Here is a 16,883-nt window from a genome sequence, read left to right on the forward strand (position 1 = left end):
ATAAAAGCAATTTATTATAGTATCATTTGTTTAAGATTGTATTATTATTCATTATAATTTAAATAGAATTTTGTGTCAAGGCTATGTGATTTACTTAAATTTCTTAACAAGATTTTTATTTGCATAGGATATAAATGCAGTAAGCGCATAGTCATATACTATGAAGGCAAACTCCATAACAATTATTATTAAATATATATTTATATTAGGAAGTTTTGATAATATAAATAATTTATAAATAAATATAAGTATAGCGGAGGCTATATTAAAATACAATAACTTAAGCACAATTTCTAGAATCATACTTCTTAATTTTTCTATAAAATATTTCACAAAACCATAGGAACCAAAAATTAGTATATATGCAATGCTTATAAGCTTTGAAGGTATAATAAATAAACTAAGCAAGGAGACAGCACCATATACTACAATGGTATTCTTTATTCCGGTAGTTAAAATTGAAAGTGGAATAATACAGGAAGCAATGCCTAACATAAAAAATTTATTTGTAGGGAAAATAGAAGAAAGATATAGTAATATTAAACTAAGTGCTGCGAATATTCCACCCTTAGCAATATTATTAGATGTCATAAAAATCATCTCCTAAATTAATAGAATTAGCAACAGGATATAAGATCTCCGCCTAAACATTCACAAATACTATCTGCACACCACAAGTTAAGACATAGATTACCCATGCAAAAATCATTGTTACGCTTGCCATAATAGTTATCTCTATAATTTGAAGTACGCGAATTTAGTTCATTAAAACTTCGTCTATATTCAATATTATTAGGATCTTGCGTGCAAGCGCGGCTTATAAAATTATAAGCACTATCATGCCAACCTTTTTTGAGGTGGAGCACTCCCGTTAAATAATTCCACTCGGCAGTTTTTGTATTCATGGAATTTAATTGCTGCTCAGCGGAAGCTATATTTCCGTTATTTAAATCCATTCTTATAGATTGATATATATTGTTATTAGTATAGTCATCATTTGAATTAGAACCATAATTATTAGACGAATTGTAACTGTTAGAAGAACCATTGCTACTTGAAGAACTAGTGTTTTTCATAAGTGAATCATAGGCTTCATTTAGTTCCTGCATTTTTTCTTCTGCTAAATCTTTTAAAGGATTATCACCATACTGATCAGGGTGATATTTTTTTGCTAGCTCTCTATAGGCTTTTTTAATATCTTCTTTAGATGAGCCTTGTCTTACACCAAGTACTTCATAGGGATTTATCATCTTTATATTCCACTCCTTTTAAATTATTAATGTTACATTCTTTATTAAATCATCACCTGCGGTGCTGCAATATTAACGACTTCAGAAGGAGATTTATACCACCACTGAAGTTTTCTACTTGTTAGGGTATGTTACTCCCACTTATAGAAGTGGGAGACTTTCCTTCTGAAATGCCGTTAAAAACCTTATCCATTTTTTCCATGAGTCCGAGTTCTAGTATATTACATAATATAGCTTCATTTTTTATTAAAGGTAATCTATTTAGATATTTTAAACATTGCTGCGCGCAGGTAGATAATAAAAAATCAATTCGGGGTGCTATCGATATACTAAAACTTTTGAAATCTAATTTATCCGTATTAAACAATGAATTTATAGCATTAAAAGAATCACTTTTTATATCCTTTTCTAAATCATCATAAGCATCTATAATATATATCCATTTACCTAAATTATACCCAAGCCAATATAAATCATCCTTAAAGGAAGCAGTCTTATAATAAAATGATATTATAAAGCCTGTAAGGTCAGCAAAAACATGAGAAAGCTCATCTATAGATAGCTGCTCATCAATGCATAGATCCTTATGGTTCGCTTCGAGGGTATTTAGTAATAAAAGCTTTTCTTTTGTATAATTCATTACATCATTATATGCTATATCTGATTTTGATAAATAGTTTTTTAAAAACACTGAAAAAACTTTACTTTTCATTGTTTTATTATCGTAAACATCATCCATTATCTTATAATAGGCTAAAGTAATATTACAAAAGGCGGCATAATCTATTGCCTGGTTATTATTAATCATAATCCTTTTTTTTAGTGGATGCATCATACATTTAAATTTAATAAAATTGTATTTATTCTCTGAAAGTGCATCCAAAAGTACTGCCAAGAAAGTCATATCATAATTTAAAGTAAGCCTTGGTAGGTTTCCAAAATTATTTTTAATAGAGTTACATAGGCCACAATAATAAGCTTTGAATTTCTCGTAGTCTTTTATCTTCATTTCCATTTTACATGGAGTTACATATCCAAACATTATAGTTCCTTTGATGATTTTTTTGATTTTAGTATTTCATAAATGCTTTTAGCCGTAGTATCCTCTAATTGGTAGCCGAGCAAAGTCACAACTTCCTCAATTTCGAACTCATCCTCGCTTTCAATTTCTATGTAAGGAAAAGGACAGAATGTCTTTTCATTTATATCTATTTCAATAAGAGTATTTTTGTATTTATAGCTTTCTCTATATTTTTTAATAGATTGTATAAGCTCTAGACCTAAGGATTCGAATATACCCTTGGCAGAAGCTGCATCTTTAATTTCTGATTCATGTTCATCCATAATTTTATACTTTTCTTGGCTTATGAGTTTTTTCGTGGTTATGTAATGGACTGTGGAATTTGTTAGTTCATCATGCACTGTTCGTATTCTTGCATAGCCTTTGCCGTTTAGTAACCTTTTATCCGAGAAATCATAAATATTATTTATTTGATTTTCTTGTTTTACTTTTATAGCATTTATGTTTAATAGTTTTTTGCGGATTTCTTGTACATCAATATCTATAATTCTAAGTTCTATTTCTCTCAAAGTAGTTCCTCCTTGTCACTCTTAGGAACATAACAGTTATTAATTGTTATTCTCCTATTTTTATATATCTAATCATTAATTCTTTATTATACCATTAATTGTGATTATATCATAACTTAAGTAAAGTAACATTAATATTGCTTTAAAATTACAAATTCCAATACAGGAAAATAGGTAGTCACAATAATATTGTGTTAAGAACTAAGGATAATAGCAATATATGACTTTGTTATAAGTGACGATACATAGTATAATAATTGGGCACGTTTAAATAAATGGACTAGCATTATTGACTTGTTATTTGTTTAAATGCGCCTTAGATAAATATTAAGGTGGTGTTTTTTTGGAGTATATAAAAGAAGTTAATATAAATGAGGCTATTATTCATGTTTTAGATAACAATGCAGATGAACCTATCTTGAATGAATATGCATTAGACTTAGATGAAGAAAAATATAACTATTTACTGAAACATATCCAGAAGTGCTTAAAGGATGAAGAATTAAAATATGGAGTCTTTAATTCTGATCGAAATATAGTAAAAGATTTATCACAAGAATACTTAAATGGTGAGAATAATTTACTGGCGGTATCTAAGGAACTAGCGAGGCAGATGTTTATTTTAATGAGATCTATTGGGAACGTCCCTTCCTGTGATTTGGTAATAGTATCTTTTACCACAGAGTTTGGACCAATGCTTGGGATATTTAAAATGGATTATATTAAAAACTATGTGCACACTATCGAATTTGTAGATAATAAGTTAGGCATTGATATAGTATCGCAGGTTACAGGGTTACCTGGTAGTTCTCAAAGAATACAAAAATGTACGTTTTTAAAACCAATTAGAGATGAAAATAATTTTGATTTAATGGTTATCGATAAAAAAAGCAAGAATAAAGAAGATGAGGAATATGGCTCAAACTACTTTATAAGTGATTTCTTAGGTTGCACAATTATTGATAATGAAAGAGATGTTACTAAAAACTTCGTGAAGGCAGCTGAAAAATTCACCCAAAACAACTTTGCAGAAAATGCAGATGAAGCAGAAGTTGTTAGAAGTACTATAAAAAGAAAGCTTAGAGAAGAAGATAATATTGATCTTAAAGAATTGTCTGAGGAAATGTTTTCTGAAAATAATGATACTAAAGAAAAATTTGTTGAGTTTATAACAGAACAAGGAGTTTCAGAAAATATTAGTCTTGATAAAGAGTGGATAGACAAAAAGCTAAAAAGAATAAGACTAAAAATTGATAAAGATATAGATTTATACGTAAATGAAGAAACGTATCATGATAATAGTCGCTTTGAAATACAAAGAAATGGTGATGGCACAATTAATATGGTTATTAAACATGTAAGCAATTATGTTGAAAAATAGATAAGAAAAAAAGTATAAAAACATTATAGTTTCCTATTAAAAGATAAAACAAAAATACCCACAGTAGAATATACTGTGGGTATTTTTGTTTTAACAATTTAGATTTAAATGAATTTAATCTAATTTATTTTAAAGAATTAGAAGAACCTAAAACGTTAGTGATTTTGCTTTCAACTAATTTAGTTATGTTAGTTCTTGCTTCGCCTAAATATTTTCTAGGATCTATTTCGCCAAGATTTTTTGTAAGTACTTTTCTTATTGAACCAGTCATAGCAAGTCTTAAATCAGTATCCATATTTATTTTACAAACAGCCATAGATGCTGCTTTTCTAAGCATATCTAGTGGAATTCCTTTTGCGCCTTTCATTTCGCCACCAAATTCATTGATCATAGTAACGTAATCTTGATCAACTGCAGATGCTCCGTGAAGAACTATTGGAAAATTGTGCTTTCCAGCTTCTTCTAATTTTTCTGTGATTTTTGCTAATCTTTCAAAATCAAGTTTAGCTTCGCCTTTGAATTTATATGCACCGTGGCTTGTTCCTATAGCTACAGCTAAAGAATCAATACCAGTTCTTGTTACATAATCTACAGCTTGTTCTGGATCAGTATAAGTTGCGTCTGCTGCGGAAACATTAACATCATCTTCAATTCCAGCAAGCTTTCCAAGTTCTGCTTCAACTACAACACCTTTAGAATGAGCATATTCAACTACTTCTTTAGTTGTTCTTACATTTTCTTCATAATCAAGATGAGAACCATCATACATTACTGAAGTAAATCCAGAAGCTATTGCAAGTTTACATTGTGCTAAATCTGAACCGTGATCTAAATGAAGAGCAATGTCAAGACCAGTGTCTTCTACAGCTGCCTCTACCATTTTTCTAAGGTAAGTAGGTCTAGCATATTTCATAGCGCCGCCTGATACTTGAAGTATAACAGCTGACTTGTGAGTAGCACAAGCATCGACAACTCCTTGAATTATTTCCATATTATTGATGTTGAAAGCTCCAATAGCGTAATTGCCTTCTAAAGCTTTTTTAAACATATTAGTAGTAGTAACTAAAGCCATGTTAATTCCACCTTTCAAATTTTGTAATAGGGACATATATTGTCCCTGCGGGACTTTTATGATATGTTATAATTATAAGCTATAATTGGACTATTTTCTACCCCTTTACTATAAATTGTACCCATAAATTTAAAAAATCAAAAAATATTGCTTATAGATACTTTTTCATGAGACATTATATGATCTATAAGATATTTCATACTATGTACAGTGGCTAAACATTCAGACTTATCTTTCATTTTTATATATTGAGTTAATTTTAAAAGCTCGTTGTCCATATGATCTGTATCTTCATGATGTATATATATAGTTAAAAATTTAGAAGCTTTTTTCCAATCAGCTACATAATCTAGTGATAAATTGTATGCATCTTCGTAGTTCTCTTTAAGTATATAGCTTTCTAAGGAAGAATTCAAATTTTGTAAATGGGCGCAATTATAATTTATAAGATTTATAGACACAAATATGCCTATAATCATTGTAAAAAATAAGCCGAAGGCTACAATAACATTTTTCATATTTTCTTATCTTTCCCTTCTTTAAGTTGATAATAGAACTTATTTTTAGAGTCAATCATTCCTATGAAAACATCTTTAGCACATAAAATATTATTTTTTCTTAATATATTGTTTAACCAAGTTATGTCTTTTTTTAAAAGATTTAAATTTTTATAATTTATATTGCCATCCATAATTAAAGGTATAGGCAAAGACTCTTGAGTTATGGATATATTTAAATCATCCTTAGTTGCATTAGAAACACTAGTTTTAGGCAATATGGATAGCTCACCACTAGTCTCCAAAATAGCATATTGGATATCGGATAAATTAAAATACCCTTTTAATCTAAGTTCTTCGAATAAATCATTAATATTAAATCTTTGACATCTGAGCTCTGCAATATCAATTTTGCCGTTTTTTATTAATATGCTCGGAGTGCCTGTTAAAATTTTTCTAGCCTTTTCGCTTTTGAGTTCAATATAGGAAGTGGCTATTTGGAGAAATAACAAAGTGAATATTGGTATAACAGCATGTATAATTGGTATTCTTATATCTTCCATGGGGAAGGTTGCAAGATTAGAAATCATCAATGCAATCACAAGTTCGAAAGGTTCAAGCTCACCTATTTGTTTTTTACCCATCATTCTCATAATAAATATTACTGTAAAGTATAAGACAAAAGTTCTGATTACTAAAATAAGCATAATAACACCTCTTTAACATATGATGTATATGTTTCCTTTAAACTCAAAAATTATAAGGGGGAAAGGATACATTTTTTTAAAACTAAAGTATAATAGTACTAACCACTAAAAATAGGGGATGATTGTATGAGTAGTTTCAATATAGGACTTAAGGATGGTAGAAACATTTTAGCTCCAGAGGGAACTATATTAAATGATATTATTAAAAAAAATAATTTAGTGAGCGATTTTCCAGTAGTTTTAGGTAAAATCAACAATAAATTTTATGAGCTAGGAAGTACTATCACGCATGGGGGTGATTTTGAACTCGTAGATATTACAAGTAGAATCGGAACGATGGCGTACGTTAGAACCCTTCAATTTGTACTAATAAAAGCAATTTCTGAATTATTCCCTGAAGCTAAAATTTCTATCGAACATTCTTTAAGTAAGGGATTATTTGGTGAGATTCATAAGACTCTTGCACTAGATATTGATGACATATATGATATAAAAAGCAGAATGAGCGAAATAATCAAAGCGGATATTCCTATAAGAAAGATAGCATTTTCAAAAGAGAGGGCAGTGGAAATTTTTACGCAGTATGATATGCAAGATAAAGTTAAGCTTTTAAAATATGTAACAGGAAAAGAGATAAAGCTTTATGAACTAGATGGGAGATATGATTATTTCTATGGCCCTATGGCTTATTCAACAGGAATATTAAAAATATTTGATTTAATGTACTATGAGCCGGGGTTTATATTAAGATATCCAACAAATGATGAACCAGATAGAATCCCTAAATTTTATAAACACGAAAAACTAGCTAAAGTATTTTATGAAGCAGCGCAATGGGGAGAAATACTAAGTGTTGGAAGTGTTGGTGCACTAAACAATGAAGTGGTAAATGGCGATATTGTTAATTTAATTAGAGTAGCAGAAGCACTTCATGAAAAGAAAATTGCATATATTGCGGATATGATTTATAAGCGGGAAAAGGTGAAATTGGTTCTTATTGCTGGACCGTCCTCATCAGGGAAAACTACTTTTTCAAAAAGATTAGGGATTCAATTGAGGGTAAATGGCTTAATACCAATATTTATTTCATTAGATGATTATTTTATTAATAGGGAAATCACTCCAAGAGATGAAAGTGGAGAATATGATTTTGAATCTATATATGCTTTAGATTTAGAGCTTATAAATAAGGATTTAAAATTATTACTGGAAGGCAAAGAGACTGAAGTACCAAGTTTTAATTTTAAAACAGGGAAAAGGGAATGGCATGGTAATAAAATTAAAATGCCCGAAAATGGAGTTATGATTGTAGAAGGAATACATGGATTAAATGAGATTTTAACTTCATCTATATCTAAGGATAGTAAATTTAAAATATATATAAGTCCTTTAACACAGCTTAATTTAGATGATCACAACAGGATTTCTACAACAGACGTAAGAATGACAAGGAGAATAGTTAGAGATTATTTATCAAGAGGATACGGCGTTGAGGATACACTGAAAATGTGGCCTTCTATAAAACGTGGAGAGGAAAAAAATATTTTTGTATTTCAAGAGCAGGCAGATGCAATGTTTAATTCTAGCGTAGTATATGAGCTTTGTGTGCTTAAGAAATTTGCATTAGCCGAGCTTAATAAAGTTGGGGAAGAAAGTCCAGTATATTATGAGGCAAGTAGATTAAGAAGCTTTCTTAATTTTTTTAAAGATGTAGATAAAGATTTAGTACCAGATAATTCAATAATAAGAGAATTTACTGGCGGAAGTTGCTTTTATAAATACTAAAGCACCTGGAAATAAAATAATTACGTTATACTGTGCAGATGCTTACAAGGAGGGAAACAAATGAAAAACTATAGTGTTTTTGACATATTGGGTCCAATTATGGTAGGGCCATCAAGTTCACATACAGCGGGGGCTGCAAGGCTTGGTAAAATTGCCGCTATAATTTCAGGGAAAAATATAATATCAGTAAAATTTGTTTTACATGGTTCTTTTGCTAAAACGTATAAAGGCCACGGAACGGATAGAGCATTAGTAGCAGGGATTTTAGGGATGGATCCTTGGGATGATAGACTTAAAGACTCATTAGCTATAGCTAAAAATCAAGGGCTCCAAATAGAGTTTGCTGAGGACGATTTGGGAGATGTTCATCCTAATACAGTAAAGTTTATTATAACAAAAAAAAATGAGAAAATAGTTGAAGTTGTTGGGTCGTCTGTTGGAGGAGGAAATATTTCGATATTTGAAGTTGATGGCCAACCAGTTAAATTTACAGGTAACTATCCAACAATTATAATTAGCCATAAAGATATTCCAGGGATGATTTCAAAAGTAAGTACCTTGTTATATGATGGAAATGTTAACATAGCATTTATGAATGTGTATAGAAATAGTAGAGGGCTAAAAGCAGCCATGGTGTTTGAGACAGATACCATAGTAACTGAAAACGTATTAAGTAAGATTAAGTCTATGGAGGATATTTACAGTATAAGAGAAATATCACCAGTGCAACGGTCGTAATACAGCGAGGAGGAAATAATATGTTTGTAAACAAAGGGATAGAACTTTTAAGTGTATGTGAAGAGAAAAATATACCGATTTCGGAATATACAATAAGGTGTGAACAAGAAGAAAGTGGATTTACGCGTAGTGAAATTGTTGAAAAGATGAGGAAAAATCTAAATATAATGAGAGAAGCTGCGGAATATGGGCTTACAAATGAAACTAGATCTATTAGTGGATTAATAGGTGGGGATGCAATTAGACTGAATAGGTATGCGCAGGGGGGAAATACACTGACAGGTGAATTTATGATAAAAGCAATGGCGAGAGCTCTTTCTTGCTCAGAAGTGAATGCAGCCATGGGAAAAATAGTCGCTGCGCCGACAGCGGGGTCTTGTGGAATACTTCCTGCAGTAATTATTACAGCAGGAGAGAAGTTAAATAAAACTGAAGATGAGCTAATTAATGCGTTATTCACAGCTTCTGGAGTAGGAATTATAATAGCTAAAAATGCTACAATGTCAGGAGCTGAAGGTGGATGTCAGGCTGAATGTGGTTCTGCCGCTGCAATGGGAGCAGCAGCTGTAGTGGAAATGATGGGTGGTACTCCCGCTATGGCACTAAATGCAGCTGCTATTGTTATAAAAAACATATTAGGACTAGTATGCGACCCTGTCGCAGGTTTGGTTGAGGTACCGTGTGCTAAACGAAATATAGCAGGTGCAGTAAGTGCTTTGACTACTGCAGATTTGGCTATGAGTGGGGTTACAAGTAGAATACCTTTTGATGATACAGTAATTGCCATGTATAAGGTGGGAAAACAATTACCTTGTGAATTAAGAGAAACAGCTATGGGCGGGCTTGCAACTACGCCTACAGGACTCGAACTTGCAAAAAAAATATTATTAAAACAAGGTGCGCTTAAATAAATATATTGTTGGAAGTTAAGAGAGGGATATCCTAAACGGGATGTCCCTATTTTTGTATATCACATCACTTAGTAAAGTAACCTTTAAAATCATAATGAATAGAATAATAAAGGAGATAACTAATTAAAGGGAGGGATAGAAATGCAGCGGTGCACAGAAGAAAATGAAGTGTATAACACATACAGAAATATTAATGAAGATATTTTTGAGGAGATTGATGAAGAATACGTAAATGAAAGTACAAAATAATGATAGTTTGGTGTTGTGAATGAAAAAAACCTACATTTTTATAATCGGTGTAATTGCATTAATGTTTATAAGCACTTCTTCAAGTTTAATAAATACAATAATATATTCTATAGCTATAGTTCCGTTAGCTATTCTACTAGGAGATCAAACCACTAGCATTTCAGATTATATAGGGCAAAAAAAAGGGGGGCTTTTAGCTGCTACAGTAGGCAATGTTCCAGAGCTGATGATGGGAATATGGTCAATAAAGTATGGAATGATACCTATGGTTCAAGCTTCTTTAATTGGGTCAATTGTAAACAATATGCTTTTGGGTCTTGGAATTGCGGTAGTGTTTGGAGGATTTAAGTTCAGGCAGCAGAATTTCAATAGGATAATAGCACGAACAAATTTCAATATGTTACTATTGGCCTTGTCCTCCATGGTAGTTATAGCAACATTAAATAGATACTCTGTAGTTAAGGACTCGGTACTTATATCCATAAGTGTGAAAGTTGCTTTTTTACTAATAGGTATTTATATATTAGGACTAATATTCTCATTGTATACTCATAACAATTTGTTTGTTGTAAGCGTGGATAAAGAAGAAAAAAAAGTTGTCGTGAATAAAAAAGTTATTGAAAGTGTAATGATTTTAATTTGTATATCTGTATTACTTTATTTTATAAGTGATAAGCTAATTTATAACATTAGAGAGTTTACTAAAAACTATAATATATCCCAAGAGTTTATAGGTATAATTTTAATTCCACTTTTGGGCAATATAGGAGAAAATGTTTCTACAATAATGTGTGCAATGCAAAATAAGGTAGATATGAGCTTAGAAACAGCTATAGGATCAAGCATCCAAATTTCACTTTTTGTTACCCCTGTGCTTGTAATATTTTCTTGTTTTATGGGGTTAAATATGACACTTCTATTTCCAACCTTTCACATAATAATGTGTAGTATAGCTGTAGGTATGTCTTTTTTAGTCTTTCAAGATGGAAAAACCTATTGGCTAGAAGGAAGTATTTTAATTACTACCTATATCATAATTACTTTAGCATATTATTATATTGTCTAGGTAAATTCAGATAAATAACAAGTCACACCTTTGACTTGTTATTTATTTTAATGCACCTAAGCATAAATAGTTATATATAATAATATAATTAAACTAAAAGGTGATTATTTGGCACATAGAAGAGTAATTCAGAATTATTACGATGATGTAAATAATTTAGCAGATATTTTAACTAAACTAGTTAGTTCTTATAGGCTATTAATAGGTGGAGCAGATGAATTAAATAAAATCGCACTATCTAAAAAAAGTGAGGTTAAGGATGCATTAAAAAGAGCTGATAATTTGGGGGACATTATAGACGAAACAATAAAGGTGCTAGACGATGCGAGTTATAGTTATATGTCTTATTGCAAAATTAAGACCGAAGTTATGAACTGCAAGATTCAAACAGAGTATATAGAAACAGAGATTGACGAGGAGCTAAGGTTAAAAGATTAATTATCTCCTGCTGAGCTATTAATTATCTCCTGTATAAAATTGTGGACTTTCCTTCTGAGATGTCGTTGGAAAAGTGTGAGAAATATTATATTTCTTACACTTTTTTTATTTGAAATTTACTTACCATAAGATAAGAGAGTATAAATATTATAATAATAGTAAGAGGGAATTTGTGTGGAGAATTTAAAGTCACGAAAGCATAGAGTGCTAAAAGCATTCCAGAAATAGTAATAGGGATACCAGTATAAACATTATTAAATTTAGAGTTATTATATCGTGCTAGTCTATATGCACCAGCTACAGGGAAAACTAAAAAACAAATATAACCCAAATAGCCTAAGGAAATGAAATTATATAAATTATATATAAGCAAAGAAGGTGCAACGCCAAAAGATACTAGATCAGCTAATGAATCCAATTCTTTTCCTAAAGCGCTAGATACTTGTAAAAAGCGTGCTACTTGGCCATCATATCTATCCATAAAACCAGCTAATAATATAAAAATTACAGATAATTTGTAATTAGCTTGAAAAGTCATTAGCAAGGATAATAAACCAAAAATTAAATTTCCAAAAGTAAGAATATTGGGTATAGAGGATTTCTTCACTAAATATCACTCCTAAAATAATAAAATTTCACTAATATATTAATATAAAATCATACTTCAAATTATACATCATATTATAGAAATATTTAAGTATGAAAATCATAAATTTTATTTTTCGGTGATCGAGGGAAAATATAATAAAAAAATATTAATATTAACATTTATTTATGGTTAAAATAAAAATATTAATAATCTTTATCTAACATAAAAAATTAAGAAGGAGGAATATAAAATGAAAGTTTCTGAAATAATGACTAAGGACGTTTTAAGTTTATCTGTAGATGATACTGCAAAGCATGCAGCCGAGCTTATGAAAGAACATAATATAGGATCAATTCCTGTAAATACAAAGGAGAAGAAAGTGATTGGTATTGTAACGGATAGGGATATAATACTTAGATGCGTGGCAGAAGGCAAGGATGTAAAAATGCAAAAAGTTCGAGATATTATGACTTCTAACCCAGTAGTAGGAGATCAGAATATGAATGTGGATGATGCTATTAGGATTATGAGTGAAAGGCAAATAAGAAGGCTACCAATAACGGCAAAAGATCAATTAGTTGGGATGGTTTCATTAGGAGATGTGGCATTAGAACCAAGGCTTCATGAAGAGGCTAGGGATGTACTCAGTGATATTTCTATCCCATGCACACAGAATATTTAATGAGAATGTTAAAAAATAAACAAAAAATGTAATTTATTAGCGTAAATATATGTTATATTACTATTGATTTTTATTTTATTAACTAAAAATCCACAGGAAAGGTAAATCTTGTGGATTCATTTTCAAAGAGGTATAATGTTTATAAATAACATACCAAATTTAAACGGGAAATAGGGGAGAATGTAATGAACAAGGTAAAATTTATTTATAATCCATATTCTGGAGAAAATACTATAGCATCAGATTTAGATAAGATAATAATGATTCATCAAAAATATAAGCACACGATAGTGCCATATAGAATATGTAATGAAAATCCTATATCAGATGCTTTTTTTGATATAGACCCAAATTACAAATACATTTTAATAGCAGGTGGAGATGGAACTTTAGATACTGTAGTAAATGAGATGAAAAAAAAGAATATTGATTTACCTATAGCAATTCTTCCCGCAGGTACTGCAAATGATTTTGCAAATTATATGGGAATGCCTCAAGATGTTGAGAAGGCATGCAATCAAATATTAACAAGCGATGCAAAAAAAATAGATATAGGAAAAATAAATGATAAATATTTTCTAAATGTAGCGAGTGCGGGTTTATTTACAGATATATCACAAAAAATGGATATGGATCTAAAAAACACTATAGGAAAACTCGCATACTATATAAAAGGAATTGAACAATTACCTAATTTTAGAAAACTAAAAATAAAAGTTAGCTCAGATGAAGTTTCTTTTGATGGAAATATGTATTTAATGTTAGTGTTCAATGGACAAACTGCAGGAAATTTAAAATTTGCATATAAAGCTAAAGTGGACGATGGACTTTTAGATGTAATTATTATAAAGGCTGGAAACATGAAGAATATCTTAAATATTTTTATTAAAATGATTCGAAATGAGCACTTAGAAAATATAGAAGGAATTGTTTATTTTAAGACTGATAGATTAGAAATAGAATGCTTTGAAGATATTGGTACAGATATAGATGGAGAAAGAGGACCCGATTTCCCACTCCTTATAGAATGTGAAAAAGGTGGAATATCTATATTAGGTACTAAAATAAAGTAAATTAAGCATAATATCAAATATAAATTAATAAATATTAATAGTAGCAATTTTAGGAGAGTATATGAATGAGTATATATTTTTTACTGCTGTTGATAGTGTTTTTTTTATTGTATGAAGGTATAATTTCTAGTTTGATTTATGCACCTAAAAAAATTAAAATAATTAGTGTTATTGCTTTAATTTTAATGACGTTTAGATACATAGCTTTAATAATCCTTTGCGTTATAAAAAATCAAAATTATTTATATTTATTAAAACCTTTAGTATTCACAAATTTACTTAGCATACCAATATGTGGCGTTATTTCAGTGTTTATATTTGCAAGAAACAATGAAATTAAACTTAAAAAGATTTTATTTATCTGCTTAATGTTGTCTGTAGTATACTGCATTATGATATATAAATCTGCTTCAGATATTAATATATCAACCCTTTGTGGATACATTATAGAATTACAACTAGAAGATTATTGTTATATTGGACTACTTATAATAAATTCGGTTTTTATTATTAAAGGTATAGAACTATTTAACAAAACATATTCTAATAAACTAGGAGCAGCAATAATAATAATATCTTCTATTGTTACAATTATTTCAGTAATTCTAACTTCAATAAATGGAAATCTCCCATGGTTATTGCTAGGCGATATTTCTTGGATTATAACCATAGATTATGGTTTAATAAAGTTTAAAAAGTAAAGGCAAAATCGTTAATGTTATAGCAACGCAGGTGAAAATTTTAAAAGCATATATGACTACAAATAAGTTTGTAGTCATATATGCTTTTTTATTTTCTAGTTCTTTTTTTGCTAGGACTAATTTTTGAGTCAGTTTTTGAAACGGTTGTTGAAGTAGTATTTGAAACGGGTTTTGACGCGGTCTTTAAAGGATTTACTTTAGAATTTTTATTCCCTTTAAATTTGGCATTAGTATTTACCTTCATTGGTCTTGGTGGTATTAGTGATTTTTTATCAAACCCAATTAAATCTTCCCTATGAGCTTTTATTAGCGCTTCTTTTACAATATTATAGTTATCTGGATTTTTAAATTGCATCAGAGCCCTTTGCATATTTTTTTCTTTTTGCTCAGTTGGAACATAAACCTTCTCATTCGTGAAAGGATTAATTCCGGTGTAAAATATTGTGGTAGATAAACTCCCGGGTGTTGGGTAAAAGTCTTGGACCTGTTCTGGAGTATATCCCATTTCTTTTATATATTCTGATAATTTAATTGATTCATTTAAGTCACAACCAGGGTGGCTTGACATAAAGTATGGAACTAAAAATTGATTTTTATCCAATTGTTTATTTGTCTGCGAATATTTTTTAACAAAACGGTCAAATACTTCTTGCTTTGATTTTCCCATTTGGTCTAGTACCTTGTCGCTTATGTGTTCAGGTGCTACTTTTAATTGCCCACTAATATGATGTTCACACAATTCTTCAAAAAACTTAGGGTTTTTATCAAAAATTAAATAGTCATATCTTATTCCAGAACGAATAAAAACTTTTTTAATGTTTGGAATTACTCTAACTTTTCTTAATAAATCCAGATATTCAGTGTGGTCGATAATAAGATTTTTACATGGAGTTGGAAACATACATTGTTTATCTCGGCATACACCTACTTTTTCTTGGATTTTGCAAGCTCTATGTCTAAAATTTGCAGTAGGTCCACCAATATCGTGAATGTATCCTTTGAAATTTTTTAAGGTAGTTAAAAGCTTTGCTTCATCTATAATAGAGTGTTGGCTTCTATTTTGAATAACTCTACCTTGATGAAAGGTTAAAGCACAAAATGAGCAGCTACCAAAACAACCTCTATGGCTGGTTATAGAAAATTCAACTTCAATTATTGCAGGAATACCGCCCTTATCTTCATATATAGGATGATATGTTCTAGTGTACGGCAAACCATAAGTTATATCCATTTCATTTTGCGTTAAAGAAATTTGAGGAGCATTTTGTACTACATATCGATCATTATGTTTTTGTGCTACTACTTTTCCTCTTATGTCATCTTGTTCCAAAGACTGTAATTTATAGCTTTCTGCATAAGCATTTTTATCAGTGGAAACAGTTTCGAAAGAAGGTACCTCTATAAAGTCTTTAAGTTCACTAATATCTTTTGAAGCGTAGACAGTTCCACGAAGGGTAGTCATTTTATCAATACTCATGCCATACTTGAAAAGATTAGCCATTTCAACTATGGTTTTTTCACCCATACCATAGATTAGTAAATCTGCTTTAGCATCAATTAATAAGCTCCGTCTTACTTTATTAGCCCAATAATCGTAATGGGCAAACCGCCTAAGGCTGGCCTCTATTCCACCAATTATAATTGGAACATTTTTAAAAGCTTCGCGAGCGCGATTACAATACACAATTACTGCTCTATCTGGTCTATGACCTGACTTGCCACCTGGTGAATAAAGATCAGTGTGTCTTTTTTTCTTTGCTGCAGTATAGTGATTAACCATAGAATCTATATTACCTGAATTTATAATAAATGCATATTTAGGTTTTCCAAGTTTTCTAAAATCATCAACGCTTTCCCAATTAGGCTGGGCGATAATACCTACGGTAAAGCCTTCTCTTTCTAAGGTTCTTCCGATTATAGCAGTTCCAAAGGAGGGATGATCAATATATGCATCCCCTGTAATTATTATAAAATCTAATTGAGATATATTTCTTTCTTTCAAATCATTCATGCTAATAGGTAAAAATTGTTTATTTGATATCATTTAATCCTCCTAATAGACTAGTTGAGAATTGATAGTGGAAAGTTGCGAGTTTAAAATATAGTTTAATATTTTTCAGGTTTTCATAAATACCAACCATAACCCTCAATTTC

Annotated in this window: 18 protein-coding genes and 1 other annotated feature (1 of these 19 running past the window's edge); of the genes, 9 read left to right on the plus strand and 9 right to left on the minus strand. The window is 30.2% G+C overall.

Annotated elements, in window-relative coordinates; all coding sequences use genetic code 11:
* Positions 1 to 14 (minus strand) — a binding site (T-box leader); it reaches 221 nt to the left of the window's first position.
* A 76-nt stretch (positions 15 to 90) separates the two neighbouring features.
* From ACWJKP_RS04000 to ACWJKP_RS04015, 4 genes are all read right to left on the minus strand, one after another.
* Positions 91 to 591, minus strand: a complete 501-nt coding sequence (locus ACWJKP_RS04000; RefSeq protein ID WP_165413654.1) for a hypothetical protein — start codon at positions 589 to 591, stop codon at positions 91 to 93.
* A gap of 26 nt (positions 592 to 617) precedes the next feature.
* On the minus strand, positions 618 to 1,247 hold the full coding sequence (locus ACWJKP_RS04005) for a J domain-containing protein (protein ID WP_462961675.1): 630 nt from the start codon (positions 1,245 to 1,247) through the stop codon (positions 618 to 620).
* A gap of 124 nt (positions 1,248 to 1,371) precedes the next feature.
* Positions 1,372 to 2,292: a DUF5685 family protein gene (locus ACWJKP_RS04010; protein WP_165413653.1), complete on the minus strand. Its 921-nt coding sequence runs from the start codon at positions 2,290 to 2,292 to the stop codon at positions 1,372 to 1,374.
* Positions 2,292 to 2,840, minus strand: a complete 549-nt coding sequence (locus ACWJKP_RS04015; protein WP_165413652.1) for a class IV adenylate cyclase — start codon at positions 2,838 to 2,840, stop codon at positions 2,292 to 2,294. Before ACWJKP_RS04015 ends, ACWJKP_RS04010 begins: the two co-directional genes overlap by 1 nt.
* Positions 2,841 to 3,183: 343 nt before the next feature.
* Between ACWJKP_RS04015 and ACWJKP_RS04020 the strand changes: the two genes are divergently transcribed.
* Positions 3,184 to 4,221 (plus strand): nucleoid-associated protein, encoded by a 1,038-nt coding sequence (locus tag ACWJKP_RS04020; protein ID WP_165413651.1) that lies wholly within the window; start codon positions 3,184 to 3,186, stop codon positions 4,219 to 4,221.
* Positions 4,222 to 4,345: 124 nt separating this feature from the next.
* Here ACWJKP_RS04020 and ACWJKP_RS04025 read toward each other — a convergent pair whose 3' ends face one another.
* The 3 genes from ACWJKP_RS04025 to ACWJKP_RS04035 form a co-directional block, all read right to left on the minus strand.
* Positions 4,346 to 5,293 (minus strand): ketose-bisphosphate aldolase, encoded by a 948-nt coding sequence (locus ACWJKP_RS04025; protein WP_165413650.1) that lies wholly within the window; start codon positions 5,291 to 5,293, stop codon positions 4,346 to 4,348.
* Between the two features lie 137 nt (positions 5,294 to 5,430).
* Positions 5,431 to 5,811, minus strand: a complete 381-nt coding sequence (locus tag ACWJKP_RS04030; RefSeq protein WP_165413649.1) for a DUF4363 family protein — start codon at positions 5,809 to 5,811, stop codon at positions 5,431 to 5,433.
* The gene (locus tag ACWJKP_RS04035) at positions 5,808 to 6,497 is read right to left on the minus strand and encodes a DUF421 domain-containing protein (RefSeq protein WP_165413648.1); all 690 of its coding nucleotides are present in this window, start codon (positions 6,495 to 6,497) and stop codon (positions 5,808 to 5,810) included. Before ACWJKP_RS04035 ends, ACWJKP_RS04030 begins: the two co-directional genes overlap by 4 nt.
* A 126-nt stretch (positions 6,498 to 6,623) precedes the next feature.
* Here ACWJKP_RS04035 and ACWJKP_RS04040 point away from each other — a divergent pair, with 126 nt between their 5' ends.
* The 5 genes from ACWJKP_RS04040 to ACWJKP_RS04060 all read left to right on the plus strand — a co-directional run bounded on the left by ACWJKP_RS04040 (position 6,624) and on the right by ACWJKP_RS04060 (position 11,684).
* A complete protein-coding gene (locus tag ACWJKP_RS04040) occupies positions 6,624 to 8,282 on the plus strand; it encodes a nucleoside kinase (protein WP_165412670.1) in 1,659 nt (552 codons plus the stop codon).
* Positions 8,283 to 8,342: 60 nt separating this feature from the next.
* Positions 8,343 to 9,020, plus strand: coding sequence for an L-serine ammonia-lyase, iron-sulfur-dependent subunit beta (sdaAB, locus tag ACWJKP_RS04045; protein WP_165412671.1), 678 nt, complete (start codon positions 8,343 to 8,345; stop codon positions 9,018 to 9,020).
* Between the two features lie 20 nt (positions 9,021 to 9,040).
* The gene (gene sdaAA, locus ACWJKP_RS04050) at positions 9,041 to 9,931 is read left to right on the plus strand and encodes an L-serine ammonia-lyase, iron-sulfur-dependent, subunit alpha (RefSeq protein WP_165412672.1); all 891 of its coding nucleotides are present in this window, start codon (positions 9,041 to 9,043) and stop codon (positions 9,929 to 9,931) included.
* 268 nt (positions 9,932 to 10,199) lie between these two features.
* A complete protein-coding gene (cax, locus tag ACWJKP_RS04055) occupies positions 10,200 to 11,246 on the plus strand; it encodes a calcium/proton exchanger (protein ID WP_165412673.1) in 1,047 nt (348 codons plus the stop codon).
* Between the two features lie 108 nt (positions 11,247 to 11,354).
* A complete protein-coding gene (locus ACWJKP_RS04060; RefSeq protein ID WP_165412674.1) occupies positions 11,355 to 11,684 on the plus strand; it encodes a hypothetical protein in 330 nt (109 codons plus the stop codon).
* Between the two features lie 94 nt (positions 11,685 to 11,778).
* Here the strand turns inward: ACWJKP_RS04060 and pssA are convergent, their stop codons facing one another.
* A complete protein-coding gene (gene pssA / locus ACWJKP_RS04065) occupies positions 11,779 to 12,291 on the minus strand; it encodes a CDP-diacylglycerol--serine O-phosphatidyltransferase (RefSeq protein ID WP_165412675.1) in 513 nt (170 codons plus the stop codon).
* 232 nt (positions 12,292 to 12,523) lie between these two features.
* Between pssA and ACWJKP_RS04070 the strand changes: the two genes are divergently transcribed.
* The 3 genes from ACWJKP_RS04070 (at position 12,524) to ACWJKP_RS04080 (ending at position 14,729) form a co-directional block, all read left to right on the plus strand.
* On the plus strand, positions 12,524 to 12,955 hold the full coding sequence (locus ACWJKP_RS04070) for a CBS domain-containing protein (RefSeq protein ID WP_165412676.1): 432 nt from the start codon (positions 12,524 to 12,526) through the stop codon (positions 12,953 to 12,955).
* Positions 12,956 to 13,140: 185 nt separating this feature from the next.
* Positions 13,141 to 14,028: a YegS/Rv2252/BmrU family lipid kinase gene (locus ACWJKP_RS04075; protein ID WP_165412677.1), complete on the plus strand. Its 888-nt coding sequence runs from the start codon at positions 13,141 to 13,143 to the stop codon at positions 14,026 to 14,028.
* Positions 14,029 to 14,093: 65 nt separating this feature from the next.
* Positions 14,094 to 14,729, plus strand: a complete 636-nt coding sequence (locus tag ACWJKP_RS04080) for a hypothetical protein (RefSeq protein ID WP_165412678.1) — start codon at positions 14,094 to 14,096, stop codon at positions 14,727 to 14,729.
* Between the two features lie 88 nt (positions 14,730 to 14,817).
* Here ACWJKP_RS04080 and ACWJKP_RS04085 read toward each other — a convergent pair whose 3' ends face one another.
* The gene (locus tag ACWJKP_RS04085) at positions 14,818 to 16,770 is read right to left on the minus strand and encodes a YgiQ family radical SAM protein (RefSeq protein ID WP_187351417.1); all 1,953 of its coding nucleotides are present in this window, start codon (positions 16,768 to 16,770) and stop codon (positions 14,818 to 14,820) included.
* Between the last annotated feature and the right edge of the window lie 113 nt (positions 16,771 to 16,883).

The sequence above is a fragment of the Clostridium sp. CM037 genome, assembly GCF_055081095.1.

Excerpts from the sequence above, each read along its gene's own strand:
- ACWJKP_RS04075 (WP_165412677.1), top strand. The coding sequence starts at position 13,141 with ATGAACAAGGTAAAATTTATTTATAATCCATATTCTGGAGAAAATACT.
- ACWJKP_RS04080 (WP_165412678.1), top strand. The coding sequence starts at position 14,094 with ATGAGTATATATTTTTTACTGCTGTTGATAGTGTTTTTTTTATTGTAT.
- sdaAB (WP_165412671.1), top strand. The coding sequence starts at position 8,343 with ATGAAAAACTATAGTGTTTTTGACATATTGGGTCCAATTATGGTAGGG.
- ACWJKP_RS04025 (WP_165413650.1), bottom strand. The coding sequence starts at position 5,293 with ATGGCTTTAGTTACTACTACTAATATGTTTAAAAAAGCTTTAGAAGGC.
- sdaAA (WP_165412672.1), top strand. The coding sequence starts at position 9,041 with ATGTTTGTAAACAAAGGGATAGAACTTTTAAGTGTATGTGAAGAGAAA.
- ACWJKP_RS04000 (WP_165413654.1), bottom strand. The coding sequence starts at position 591 with ATGACATCTAATAATATTGCTAAGGGTGGAATATTCGCAGCACTTAGT.
- ACWJKP_RS04040 (WP_165412670.1), top strand. The coding sequence starts at position 6,624 with ATGAGTAGTTTCAATATAGGACTTAAGGATGGTAGAAACATTTTAGCT.
- cax (WP_165412673.1), top strand. The coding sequence starts at position 10,200 with ATGAAAAAAACCTACATTTTTATAATCGGTGTAATTGCATTAATGTTT.
- ACWJKP_RS04030 (WP_165413649.1), bottom strand. The coding sequence starts at position 5,811 with ATGAAAAATGTTATTGTAGCCTTCGGCTTATTTTTTACAATGATTATA.
- ACWJKP_RS04010 (WP_165413653.1), bottom strand. The coding sequence starts at position 2,292 with ATGTTTGGATATGTAACTCCATGTAAAATGGAAATGAAGATAAAAGAC.
- ACWJKP_RS04070 (WP_165412676.1), top strand. The coding sequence starts at position 12,524 with ATGAAAGTTTCTGAAATAATGACTAAGGACGTTTTAAGTTTATCTGTA.
- ACWJKP_RS04035 (WP_165413648.1), bottom strand. The coding sequence starts at position 6,497 with ATGCTTATTTTAGTAATCAGAACTTTTGTCTTATACTTTACAGTAATA.